General features: G+C 60.4%; 11 protein-coding genes. 2 read left to right on the top strand and 9 right to left on the bottom strand.

Going from position 1 to position 12,346, the window contains the following annotated elements; translation table 11 throughout:
* Positions 1–201: 201 nt before the first annotated feature.
* From msrQ to mrcB, 9 genes are all read right to left on the bottom strand, one after another.
* Positions 202–813, bottom strand: a complete 612-nt coding sequence (gene msrQ, locus AAZU54_RS26665; protein ID WP_312152124.1) for a protein-methionine-sulfoxide reductase heme-binding subunit MsrQ — start codon at positions 811–813, stop codon at positions 202–204.
* Complete coding sequence (gene msrP / locus AAZU54_RS26660) at positions 813–1,826, bottom strand: protein-methionine-sulfoxide reductase catalytic subunit MsrP (protein ID WP_186556457.1); 1,014 nt, start codon at positions 1,824–1,826, stop codon at positions 813–815. The genes msrQ and msrP overlap by 1 nt, the downstream gene beginning before the upstream one ends.
* Before the next feature lie 77 nt (positions 1,827–1,903).
* The gene (gene pssA, locus AAZU54_RS26655; RefSeq protein WP_186556458.1) at positions 1,904–2,755 is read right to left on the bottom strand and encodes a CDP-diacylglycerol--serine O-phosphatidyltransferase; all 852 of its coding nucleotides are present in this window, start codon (positions 2,753–2,755) and stop codon (positions 1,904–1,906) included.
* Positions 2,756–2,906: 151 nt separating this feature from the next.
* Positions 2,907–3,923 carry a ketol-acid reductoisomerase gene (gene ilvC, locus AAZU54_RS26650; protein WP_033701544.1) on the bottom strand — a complete coding sequence of 339 codons (1,017 nt, stop codon included), beginning with the start codon at positions 3,921–3,923 and terminating at the stop codon, positions 2,907–2,909.
* A 53-nt stretch (positions 3,924–3,976) separates the two neighbouring features.
* On the bottom strand, positions 3,977–4,468 hold the full coding sequence (gene ilvN, locus AAZU54_RS26645; protein ID WP_003250040.1) for an acetolactate synthase small subunit: 492 nt from the start codon (positions 4,466–4,468) through the stop codon (positions 3,977–3,979).
* Position 4,469: 1 nt separating this feature from the next.
* Entirely contained in the window at positions 4,470–6,194 is a 1,725-nt protein-coding gene (locus AAZU54_RS26640; protein WP_186556459.1) for an acetolactate synthase 3 large subunit, read from the bottom strand.
* 408 nt (positions 6,195–6,602) lie between these two features.
* Entirely contained in the window at positions 6,603–6,935 is a 333-nt protein-coding gene (locus AAZU54_RS26635) for a YqcC family protein (protein WP_186556460.1), read from the bottom strand.
* The gene (locus AAZU54_RS26630; protein WP_186556461.1) at positions 6,935–7,696 is read right to left on the bottom strand and encodes a tetratricopeptide repeat protein; all 762 of its coding nucleotides are present in this window, start codon (positions 7,694–7,696) and stop codon (positions 6,935–6,937) included. The genes AAZU54_RS26635 and AAZU54_RS26630 overlap by 1 nt, the downstream gene beginning before the upstream one ends.
* A 61-nt stretch (positions 7,697–7,757) precedes the next feature.
* Complete coding sequence (mrcB, locus tag AAZU54_RS26625) at positions 7,758–10,079, bottom strand: penicillin-binding protein 1B (RefSeq protein WP_186556462.1); 2,322 nt, start codon at positions 10,077–10,079, stop codon at positions 7,758–7,760.
* A 108-nt stretch (positions 10,080–10,187) separates the two neighbouring features.
* Here mrcB and AAZU54_RS26620 point away from each other — a divergent pair, with 108 nt between their 5' ends.
* Both AAZU54_RS26620 and AAZU54_RS26615 read left to right on the top strand, forming a co-directional pair.
* Complete coding sequence (locus tag AAZU54_RS26620; protein WP_186556463.1) at positions 10,188–11,750, top strand: AAA family ATPase; 1,563 nt, start codon at positions 10,188–10,190, stop codon at positions 11,748–11,750.
* 99 nt (positions 11,751–11,849) lie between these two features.
* Positions 11,850–12,203 (top strand): pentapeptide repeat-containing protein, encoded by a 354-nt coding sequence (locus AAZU54_RS26615; RefSeq protein WP_186556464.1) that lies wholly within the window; start codon positions 11,850–11,852, stop codon positions 12,201–12,203.
* The last annotated feature ends 143 nt before the right edge of the window (positions 12,204–12,346 follow it).

The following is a 12,346-nucleotide window of genomic DNA, read 5'->3' as shown; positions in this document are numbered from 1 at the left end:
GGGAGGCGAATTCTACAGCGTTACAAGCTGCTGTCAACTACCTTTTTCACCGCTGCCGATCAGAAGATCGAAGCACCTCCAGTACTGCCTGAAACATCTAACTCGTTGATACTCAAGGAGTTTTCCGTTCCAACTACGCTGGAAGTGGGGCGCATTATAAGGGGTTTCGAAAGGCCGTCAACACTTTATTTCAAATATGTTTCAAACCGCCCTGCCCCGCCCACCCATAAGCCGCGGCACACGCCGCCAGACGGCCGGAATACGTAGTGCCAGCAAGGCAGCACCTATAGATGCGTAGATGGCCCACTCCTTGAGATCCGAGCGCACAATCCATAGAAAATGCAGCAATCCCAGCCCAAGGATCAGATACACCAGCTTATGCAGCTTCTTCCAACGCGCGCCCAAGCGCCGTTGGCTGTAGCGATTGGAGGTGACCGCCAGCGCCAGCAAGCCAATAAAGCCCAGCACGCCAACGATGATGTACGGGCGCTTACGCAGTTCGACGCCCAACTGGCCCCAATCCAAACCGAGGATGAACACCATATAGGCAGTCATGTGCAGCACTATATAAGCAAAGCACCACAACCCCAGCTGCCGACGCACCACGATCCAGCCCGACCAACCGGTCAAACGCTGCAAGGGGGTCATGCTCAAGGTAATCAGCAGGAAGATCAACGCACCGAGCCCGAGGCGGTCGACCAGGATCTTGCCAGGGTCCGGCCCCAGCAGATTCATCGCCGCCTCGTACAGCCACCAAGCCGGAAACAGGCAGCCCAGCAGAAAAATAGCCAGGCGCAACCAGGGATAGCGCATCAATAGTTCTTCCGCAGATCGAGCCCACTATATAGAGAGGCGACTTCATCGCCGTAGCCATTGAACATCAAGGTATCGCGCACATTAGGGCTGAACAGCCCGCTGGGCAGACGCCGCTCGCGGGTCTGGGTCCAGCGCGGATGGTCAACATTCGGGTTGACGTTGGCATAAAAGCCATACTCAGTCGGCGCCAGGCTTTCCCAGGTAGTCTTGGGTTGCTCGGCGACCAGGCTGATCCGCACGATCGACTTGATGCTTTTGAAGCCATACTTCCAGGGCACCACCAGGCGCAACGGTGCGCCATTCTGATTGGGCAACTCCCGGCCATACATACCCACTGCAAGGATCGCCAGCGGATTCATCGCTTCATCCAGGCGCAAGCCCTCTACATACGGCCAGTCGATCAAGGCGAATGAGGAGCGCTGACCCGGCATGACCTTGGGATCGTGCAGCGTCTCAAATCGCAGGTAACGCGCTTTCGAGGTCGGCTGCACCTGTTTGAGCACATCCGCCAGGGTAAAACCCAGCCAAGGGATGACCATCGACCAGGCCTCGACACAGCGCAGTCGATAGATGCGCTCCTCCAGCTGATACGGCCTGACGAAGTCCTCCAGCGCATAGCGCCCGGGCTTGGCCACCTCACCATCGACCACCAGGCTCCACGGCTCGGTTTTCAGGCTACCGGCATTGGCCGCCGGATCGCCCTTGTCGGTGCCGAACTCGTAGAAGTTGTTGTAGTGCGTTGCATCCTTGAACGGAGTGATCGCCTCATCCTTGACCGTTACCGCTTGCCAACGAGCGGCGCCCAGCTTGTCGCTGAACCATTGCGGCGGCGCACCAGGCGCGACATCGGCATAGCGCGACGACTCACCCGCGCTAGCCAGGCCTGGCAGCGCACCCACGGCAATACCCGCCAGAGAGGCACCCAGTACGTCTCGACGCGATAGATAAAGGCTTTCGGGGGTGATCTCCGATGCTTGGCAATCGGATGAACGAGGGATCTTGATGAGCATAACGGCTCCACAGTACGGGCAACTGATGTACCCGTAAGACTGTAGAGCCGGCAGGTTATTCCAGCATTAAATCAACTTCAGGCCTTTCGACGGCGCACCCGCAGCAAGTACTGCACCGGGCCCGAGATCGCATAGCCGAGGAAGATCAGCAGGAGGATGCGCGGTGGATCGCTGAACACCACGGCAAACACCAGCACCACGGCCAGGATCGCCACGAAAGGCACGCGCCCCTTGAGGTCGAGCTCCTTGAAGCTGTTGTACTTGACGTTGCTGACCATCAGCATGCCGGCAGCGGCGACCAGCAGCGCGACCAGGAACGACAGCTTGGAGCCCTGGATGCCGAAATCGCTGAACGCCCAGACAGTACCGGCCACCACACCTGCCGCAGCCGGGCTGGCCAGACCGATGAAGTAACGCTTGTCGGCGGTGCCGACCTGGGTGTTGAAACGGGCCAGACGCAACGCCGCGCCCGCAACATAGATGAAGGCCACCATCCAACCGACCTTGCCCATGTCGCCCAGCGCCCAGCCGAATGCCAACAGTGCCGGAGCGACGCCGAAGGCGACCATGTCGGACAACGAGTCGTACTCGGCGCCAAAGGCGCTCTGGGTGTTGGTCATGCGCGCTACACGACCATCGAGGCCGTCGAGCACCATGGCCACGAAAATGGCGATGGCAGCAAAGGCGAAATACTTGCTCGCCTCGCGTGGATCACCTGCGCTCATGGCGCTCTGCGCGCTGATCGAGCTGATGATCGAGTAAAAGCCGGCGAACAGGTTGGCAGTGGTGAACAGGTTGGGCAGCAGGTAGATGCCGCGATGCCGCACCTTGCGCCCTTCGGCGTCATGCCCCTCTTCAACATGCTCATCGACAGGTAGCAGGCTTTCGGCGTCGGAGGGCTTGTTCGGCTCTTCGGGACGTTCGCTCATGAAAATCACCTTGCAACTGAGTGGAAAATGTTTCGACACGGGCTTGCGAAACAGGTTCTGACGGCAAGCCACTGGTCGCTTTATACCAGATGCGAGCCGCCTAAACGAAAAAACGCGGCCGAAGCCGCGTTTTTCATCTCATCGCAAAGACTTAGTTCTTAGCCTTGTCGACGATCTTGTTAGCCGAGATCCAAGGCATCATGGAACGCAGCTGCTCACCGATCACTTCGATACCGTGGGCGGCGTTGTTACGACGCTTGGCGGTCATCGATGGGTAGTTGGTGGCGCCTTCGGAGATGAACATCTTCGCGTACTCGCCGTCCTGGATGCGCTTCAGAGCATTGCGCATGGCCTTGCGGGATTCTTCGTTGATGACTTCTGGGCCAGTCACGTACTCGCCGTACTCGGCGTTGTTGGAGATCGAGTAGTTCATGTTGGCGATGCCGCCTTCGTACATGAGGTCAACGATCAGCTTCAGTTCGTGCAGGCACTCGAAGTAGGCCATTTCTGGCGCGTAGCCCGCTTCAACCAGGGTTTCGAAACCGGCTTTGACCAGCTCGACGGTACCGCCACACAGAACAGCCTGCTCGCCGAACAGGTCGGTTTCAGTCTCGTCCTTGAAGGTGGTTTCGATGATGCCGGTACGGCCGCCACCGACGCCAGCGGCGTACGACAGAGCAACATTCTTGGCGTTGCCCGAGGCGTCTTGGTAGATCGCGATCAGGTCAGGGATACCGCCGCCTTTGACGAACTCGGAGCGCACAGTGTGGCCCGGAGCTTTCGGCGCGATCATGATCACGTCGAGGTCGGCACGCGGAACGACCTGGTTGTAGTGGATCGAGAAGCCGTGGGAGAAGGCCAGGGTAGCGCCCTTCTTGATGTTCGGCTCGATCTCGTTCTTGTACAGAGCGCCCTGGAACTCGTCCGGGGTCAGGATCATGACCAGGTCGGCAGCAGCGACAGCGGTAGCCACGTCGGCAACTTTCAGGCCGTGAGCTTCTGCCTTGGCAACGGTAGCCGAACCTTTACGCAGACCGACGGTAACGTCTACACCGGAGTCCTTCAGGTTGCACGCCTGGGCGTGGCCTTGCGAACCGTAGCCGATGATGGCGACTTTCTTACCTTGGATGATGGAAAGGTCGCAGTCTTTGTCGTAGAAAACTTTCATGAAATACCCCTGTTATATCTCGGCCCTAGTGGAGCCATCGCTAATTTTTGAAGTTAGATGCTGAGCACTTTGTCGCCACGGGCAATGCCGGTGACTCCACTGCGCACGGTTTCGAGAATCGATGCGGTGCCGATCGCCTGGATGAAGCTGTCCAGTTTGTCGCTGGTGCCGCTCAGTTGCACGGTATACACGCTGGCGGTTACGTCGACGATCTGCCCACGGAAAATGTCGGTGGTGCGTTTGATCTCGGCGCGCTGGGCGCCGGTGGCCTTGACCTTGACCAGCATCAGTTCGCGTTCGATGTGAGCGCTTTCCGACAGGTCGACCAGCTTCACCACTTCCACCAGCTTGTTCAGGTTCTTGGTGATCTGTTCGATCACTTCGTCATGGCCAACGGTGGTCAGGGTCAGGCGCGAGAGGGTTGGGTCCTCGGTCGGCGCCACGGTCAGGCTTTCAATGTTGTAGTTGCGCTGGGAGAACAGGCCGACCACGCGAGACAAGGCACCGGGTTCGTTTTCCAGCAGCAGGGAAATGATGTGCCGCATATCAGGTACGCTCCGTCTTGCTCAGCCACATGTCACGCATCGAGCCGTCTTTGATCTGCATCGGGTAGACGTGCTCGGTCCTGTCGACCGCAATATCGATGAACACCAACCGGTCTTTCATGGCGAAGGCTTCTTCAAGCTTGGGCTTGAGGTCCTTCAGGCTGGTGATGCGGATACCGACATGGCCATAGGCCTCGACCAGCTTGACGAAGTCCGGCAGCGACTCGACATACGAATGCGAGTGACGGCCGTTGTACGACATGTCCTGCCACTGGCGAACCATGCCCAGTACACCGTTGTTGAGGTTGACGATTTTCACCGGCAAACCGTACTGCATGCAGGTCGACAGCTCCTGGATGTTCATCTGGATGCTACCTTCACCGGTCACGCAGGCGACATCGTCATCCGGGAAGTTGAGCTTGACGCCCATCGCCGCCGGGAAGCCGAAGCCCATGGTGCCCAGGCCGCCGGAGTTGATCCAACGGTTTGGCTTGTTGAAGCGGTAGTACTGCGACGCGAACATCTGGTGCTGGCCAACGTCGGACGTGATGAACGCGTCGCCGTTGGTCACTTCACACAGGGTCTCGATCACGGTCTGCGGCTTGATCACGCTGCCGTCGCCCTTGTCGTAAGGGAACAGGCCGCGATCACCGCGCCACTCTTCGATCTGCTTCCACCAGGCGTCCAGCGCGGCCTTGTCAGGCTGCTGGCCGATTTCCTTGAGGATTGCCAGCATCTCGCTGAGCACGCTGTCGACCGGACCTACGATCGGTACGTCGGCCTTGATGGTCTTGGAGATCGATGCCGGGTCGATATCGATGTGGATGATCTTGGCGTTCGGGCAGAACTTGGCCGGGCCGTTGATCACACGGTCATCGAAACGCGCACCGACCGCCAGGATCACGTCGGCGTTGTGCATGGCCAGGTTGGCGGTGAAGCTGCCGTGCATACCGAGCATGCCGAGGAACTGGCGGTCGGTACCCGGGAAGCCGCCCAAGCCCATCAGGGTATTGGTGACTGGCAGGTTCAGCGACTTGGCGATTTCGGTCAGCGCTTCGGAGCCGCCACCGAGGATCACGCCACCACCGGAGTAGACGATCGGACGCTTGGCGGCGAGGATCATCTCGGCTGCCTTGCGGATCTGCCCCGAATGGCCACGTACGGCCGGGCTGTAGGAACGCAGCTTGACCTTCTTCGGATAGACGTACTCGAACTTCTCGGCCGGGTTGGTCATATCTTTTGGAATGTCGACCACGACCGGGCCGGGACGGCCGGATTGCGCCAGGTAGAAGGCTTTTTTCAGGACTTCCGGGATTTCCGAGGCGTGCTTGATCATGAAGCTATGCTTCACGATCGGCCGCGAGATACCGATCATGTCGGTTTCCTGGAAGGCATCGGTGCCGACCATGGTGCTAGGCACCTGGCCCGACAGGATGACCATTGGAATCGAATCCATGTACGCGGTAGCAATGCCGGTAATGGCATTGGTGGCGCCCGGACCTGAGGTTACCAGCACTACACCAGCCTTGCCGGTAGCGCGGGCATAGCCGTCGGCCATGTGGGTTGCCGCCTGCTCGTGACGAACCAGGATGTGCTCGACTTCCGGCTCTTTGAACAGCGCGTCGTAAACATGAAGGAGAGCACCGCCAGGGTACCCGTAGATGTGCTTAACGCCTTCGTCACGCAAAAAGCGGACGACCATCTCAGCGCCAGATAAAAGCTCCACGTTGTTCACCTCTAAAACGCCAGAATACCGTCCCTAGTGGACGGGTCTTAATAGGTTTACTGCCAAGCAGAGCATGAGCGAACGTCAGCACTGACTGAGCAAGTATTGGGAGCACCCCAGAGTGTTGCGGGGTTTTCCCACCCAGCGCGAGGTAACGCGTTGCGGGGTGTAACAAGTCGGCGCGGGTGTGCGCCTCATGATCTGCTTAGCGGGTCTGCTTCTGGCAGTCCCTCTAAAGCGGAAACTGGATTCTTGTGATTCGCCGCGATTAAGTCAAGAAAAATTATTGCCAATTTTTCCTCAGGATGAATTCGTTCCACCACGAATAGATCTGACAGCAGCAGAAAAACAAACAAAACACAAAAAAAGAGCCGCAATCTGCGGCTCTTGAAAGAAAAAGAGAAGAAATCAGGCGGATGGGCTGATCAATTGATCGAATTCCGCCAGCAGTCGACGCAGCGCGCGACTCTGCTCTGGGCGATCGACGAAAACCGTTTCAGCCATCACCAGGATGCCCGAGGCATTTGGCAAGGGATGCCCGTGTTCGAGAATGAGCTTCATTCGTGGCAGGAAAATCCACTGCAGCCACTGCTCGAAGCCCATCGAATCGACGGCGAACGGCACCACGCTGGCCAGCGCCTCGGCACTGGGCGACTGCTCGCTCCACCAGCCTTGTGCGCGCAGTTCGTGTTCGATCAGCAACAAGTGATCAGCGATATCGAGAATGCGTTGCTCGACCATCACAGATTGACCCGTGCCTTCTGTCGCGCCAGCGCTGCACCTGCGCTGTCACCCTGTTTCTCGCGGGCTTGGGCGATGGTGTTCCACAGTTCGGCTTGCAGGTCTGGACGGCCATTGGCGTAGGTCAGGGCACGACGCGCCAGCTGTTCGGCCTGGGCCGCATCGCCTTGCGACAAACGCACCTGAGCCAGGCGGAACAGCACTTGCGGCTCACGCGGGGCGATGCGCTGGGCACGCTCCAGGCTCGACGAGGCGCCATTGAAATCGCCACTGCCCTGTTGCTGCTGGGCGGTGGTCAGCAGCGCCAGCACCGGGCCATCGAGCTGTTCGTCGGCCGACAGGCTGCCGGCGGCCGTATTGCTACGCGGAATCCCAGTCGGCGCGCTGCTCGCAGCTGGCGTACTGCTCATCGAGGCGATGTCGAACGGCTCGTCAGCGATCGGGTTGGGGTTGGTGGTGATCGGACCGGTACTGATCGGCGCAGTGCTGATGGGTGCTGCACCATTGCCCGCTGGGAAGGTCTGGATGGACGACGCGCCCGCCCCTTGCGGGATCATCACGGTAACCCCGGAATCTTCCGTCAGTGCCTGAGCCTGCGAGGTGCCGTTGCCGGCCTGGGTCGCAGCACGGTTGGCGGTAACGCGCTCGCTGTTAGATACCCGGGTGCTCGAGTCGACCACCGGAATGTTGCCGCGTGGAACGCTGGCGCAGCCATGGAGCATGGCCAATGCCGTCAAGGCAGGAAACCACCACTTGTTCACTTCACACCCTCTTTAAATGCGGCTGCTGGCCTGGGGGTTGATCCGCCCAGGCCAGCAGTGCTCAATTCATCCAACCCTTGACCCAGTCCATGACCGACTCAGCCGGATTCTGCTCACCGCCACAGGCAACCCCTGCGGCCGGTTCGCTGCCGCGAATATACGGCATCTGCACCGCTCCCGGACAGCTGCTGTCGGAGCCTTGGCCGCTGTACGGATCGATCCAGGCCTGCACCACGTTATCCGGCTGCGGCATGTCCAGCGGCAACGGATCGGCCTTGCGCATGAAGCTGGTCCATACCTGCAGGGCGCCAGTAGCACCGGTGAACGGCGTCTTGCCGTTGTCGTCGCGGCCCAGCCAGACCACCGCCAGCAGATCCTGGCTGAAGCCGGAGAACCAGCTGTCGCGCGAATCGTTACTGGTGCCGGTCTTGCCCGCCAGGGTCAGGTTGTTCGGCAATACACTGTAAACCGAACGCCCGGTACCCTCACGCATGACCCGCTGCATGGCGTTCTGCACCAGATAAATGGCACCTGGATCGAAGGTCTGCTGGATCTGGAACGGGTACCGCTTGAGCGGCTCGCCCTCGGCGGTCAGTACGCTGCGGATACCACGCATCGGCGTGTTGAAGCCGCCGTTGGCGATGGTCTGGTACATGGTCGCGACTTGCATCGGCGACATGCCACCGGCGCCCAGTAGCATCGACGGGAACGCCGGCCAGTCAACATTGACGCCCAGGCGGCCGATGGTCTTGATCACGTTCGGCACGCCCACTTCCAGGCCGAGCTTGGCGGTGGACAAGTTGTAGGAATTGGCCAGCCCCTGGTACAGGTAGATGGTGCCGTGCGGACGGCGGTCGTAGTTCTGCGGACGCCAGACCTGGCCATCGGCGCCTTTGACCGAGAACGGCTCATCCTGCACCCAGCTGGTCAGGGTGTACTTGCTCGGTTTTTCCAGCGCGGTCAGGTACACCGCCGGCTTGACCAGCGAGCCGATCGGGCGCACGGCATCGATCGCGCGGTTGAAGCCGGCAAAGCCCGACTGACGACTGCCGATCAACGCCTGGACTTCGCCAGTCTCAGGATTGGTCACCACCATCGCCGACTCGACCGCATCCGAACCCTTGCGCCCGGCCAGACGCTTGAAGGTCTCGCTCATGGCGGTTTCGGCCTTCATCTGCAGGATCGGGTCGAAACTGGTGAAGATGCGCAGGCCTTCTTCGGTAAGGTCTTCGTCGCGGTAATCCTGGCGCAGCTGACGCTTGACCAGGTCGAGGAAGGCCGGGAACGAGCTGTCGGCCAGGCTGCCGCGCTTGGTGACGCCCAGCGGCATCTTCTTCGCCGCCTCGACCACTTCCTTGCTCGCCACACCCTGCTCGGCGAGAAGATCGAGCACCAGGTTACGGCGGATCAGGGCCCGCTCAGGGTAGCGCCGCGGGTTGTAATACGACGGCCCCTTGACCATACCGACCAGCAGGGCAATCTGATGCAGCTTGAGCTCTTGCAGCGGCTGGCTGAAGAAGAACTGGCTGGCCAAGCCGAAGCCGTGCACGGCGCGCTGGCCATCCTGGCCGACGAACACTTCGTTGAGGTAGGCCTCAAGGATCTCGCGCTTGTCGTAATGCAGCTCGAGCAGCACCGCCATCATGGCTTCGGTCAGCTTACGGCTCAGGCTGCGCTCGTTGGTCAGGTAGAAGTTCTTCACCAACTGCTGAGTCAGGGTACTACCCCCCTGGCGCATGGCGCCGGACGAGGTATTGACCCACACCGCCCGGGCGATGCCCTTGGGCGAGACGCCGAAGTGACTGTAGAAATCACGGTCTTCGGTGGCGATCAGGGTTTCCAGCAGGTACGGCGGTACCTGGTCGATCTTGATCAGGATGCGGTCTTCAAGGTTCTTCGGGTAGATACCGCCGATCATCAGCGGCTCCAGGCGCACCACATCGAGCTTGCCGCCGTTGGCGCCGGTCATGCCCGCGACGTAGTCGCCGGAGAAGCGCACGCGCACGAACTGCGCGGGCTCCATGCCTTCATAAAACTGGAAGCCGCGAGTGTTGAGGTCGACGCTATTGCCATTGACCGAGGCCGCGCCCGGGCCATTGGCCGCACTTTCGCGGCGATAGCCGAGGGCATCGAGCTCGGTGAGGAAGTCGTTCTTGCTCAGCTTCTGGCCGACGAACAGCTCCAGCGGCCGGGCATACACCTTGGCCGGGATGGTCCAGCGCTTGCCGGAGAACTTCTCCTGGACGATGGCATCGAGGTAGATGGCAAAACCGGCCACCAGCACCAGGCCTACCAGGCTGAGTTTGAGGGCCCAGCCCAGCCAGGCACGGGAGCGGCCGGTCGAGCGTTTCTGCGCAGTACGGGAATTTCGGGATCGAGTCATGGCGGCGGATTATACGCACTTTAGTCAAGGCAGGCCCGGCGGTATGCAGGGACGGCACCATTGACCATAATGGCGCATTCGAATTCCCTTACCCCGGAAGGATTGCCCGTGAGCCAAGCCCTCATCAGTGCCCTGCAGAACCCCGCCCTCTACCCTCATCCCGTGGACGGGTTCCAGCTCATCGAGACGCATATCTCGTGGGTGCTGCTCACGGGTGAGTACGCCTACAAGATCAAGAAGCCAATGAACTTCGGCTTCCTGGACTTCACTGGCCTTGACCAGCGCGAGCATTTCTGTAACGAAGAGTTGCGCCTGAACCAGCGCCTGACCGAAGGCCTGTATCTGGACGTGCTGCCGATCACCGGCAGCGTCGAAGCGCCGCAAATCGGTGGCGAAGGTGCACCGATCGAATTCGCCCTGCGCATGCGCCAGTTCCCCCAGAGCCAGTTGCTCAGCACCTTGCAGGCCAACGGCGAACTGAACGCCAGCCACATCGACCAGATGGCCCGACAGATCGCCGAGTTCCACCTGCAGACCCCCAAGGTCCTGGCCGATCAGCCATTCGGCTCGCCTGAAAGCGTGATGGCCCCGGTTGAGCAGAACTTCGAGCAAATCCGTCCGTTCCTCAGCGACAAGGCCGACTTGCAACAGCTGGACGCACTGCAGGCTTGGGCACGCAGCAGCTTCGATCGCCTGCACGAGCTGTTCGCAGCGCGCAAGGCCAACGGCTTCATCCGCGAGTGCCATGGTGATATCCACCTGGGTAACGCTACGCTGATCAATGGCAAGGTGGTGGTGTTCGATTGCATCGAGTTCAACGAGCCGTTCCGCAAGACCGATGTCTGGGCTGACACCGGTTTCCTCGCCATGGACCTGGAAGACCGCGGCCTGAAATGCCTTGCCCGGCGTTTCATCAGCCAATATCTGGAGCTGACCGGCGACTACCAGGGCCTGGAGTTGCTCAACTTCTACAAGGCTTATCGCGCACTGGTACGCGCCAAGGTCGCCCTGTTCAGCATGCCGGCCAATGCCGATGGCGTGCAGCGTGCCACCACCCTGCGCACTTACCGCAACTATGCCAACCTGGCCGAGAGCTATAGCGCGATCCCCTCGCGCCTGCTGGCCATCACCCATGGTGTATCGGCGGTTGGCAAAAGCCATGTATCGATGCGCCTGGTCGAAGCGCTGGGCGCGATCCGCGTGCGCTCTGACGTCGAACGCAAGCGCCTGTTCGGTGAACAAGCCCAGGCCAATGCGGGCCAGCTCCAAGCCGGGATCTACGACCAGAGCGCCAGCGCCGCCACCTACCAGCGCCTGCACCAACTGGCCGAAGTGATTCTGCGCGCAGGCTTCCCGGTAGTGCTGGATGCCACCTACCTCAAGCAGGAACAACGCCAGGCCGCCGCCGAGGTGGCCAGCCAGACCGGCGTGCCGTTGCTGATCCTCGACTGCCACGCGCCGCAGGCAGTGATCGAAAGCTGGTTGGCCCAGCGCCAGGCAGACAACGACGATCCATCCGACGCCACCCTGGAAGTGGTCAAGGCGCAACAGGCCAGCCGCGACCCGCTCAATGAGCAGGAACTGCGCGACAGCAAGCGCGTAGACACCCAGGAAAGCGCCAGCATGGACCAGTTGATCGAACAGATCCGCCAGCGCCTGCCAGGCCTTTAAGCGCCCAGACGTGAAGCAGTCGACACTTCACGCTTGAACATCGGCGCCTGCTCAGTGATGGCATTACAATATCATCACACCCCACAAGGAGGCGCCACCATGAACCAGCCCCGGCAACTGGACAACACCCTGTACGCCCTCGTGCGCGATGAGCAGATCGCTGCCTTCAATCGCGAGAAACCTACCGACACAGTGATCGATTTTCGTGGCGGGGATTTCCGCGGTTTGGATCTGCGCGAACTGGATGTGCGTGGGATCGACTTTACCGATGCCTACTTCCGCGCCTCCGACCTGCGCGGCTTGGACCTGCGCGAAAATGGCCTGGAAGGCGCCAGCATTGCCCATGCGCAGATTTCCGGAACTTACTTCCCTGCCCAGCTGAGTGCCGATGAGATCTTGATGTCGGCCAAGTTTGGTACGCGCATGCGTTACCGGCCAATTTCTGGGAAGTGATGCTGATGGTGCGGGCCTCATCGCGGGGCAAGCCCGCTTGTATGGTTAGACTTGAAGGGGTGGTGGGACTAAATGCCCGATTCTGACTGTTCGCAGCAGTACAGACCGTGGGAGACATCGCCCCACCCCTTCCACCAAAGCGC

The sequence above is a fragment of the Pseudomonas sp. Je.1.5.c genome (assembly GCF_051129895.1).
GTDB lineage: Bacteria > Pseudomonadota > Gammaproteobacteria > Pseudomonadales > Pseudomonadaceae > Aquipseudomonas > Aquipseudomonas urmiensis.
Note: the sequence above shows the minus strand (reverse complement) of the source record. Positions and strands in the feature narration are given on the sequence as shown.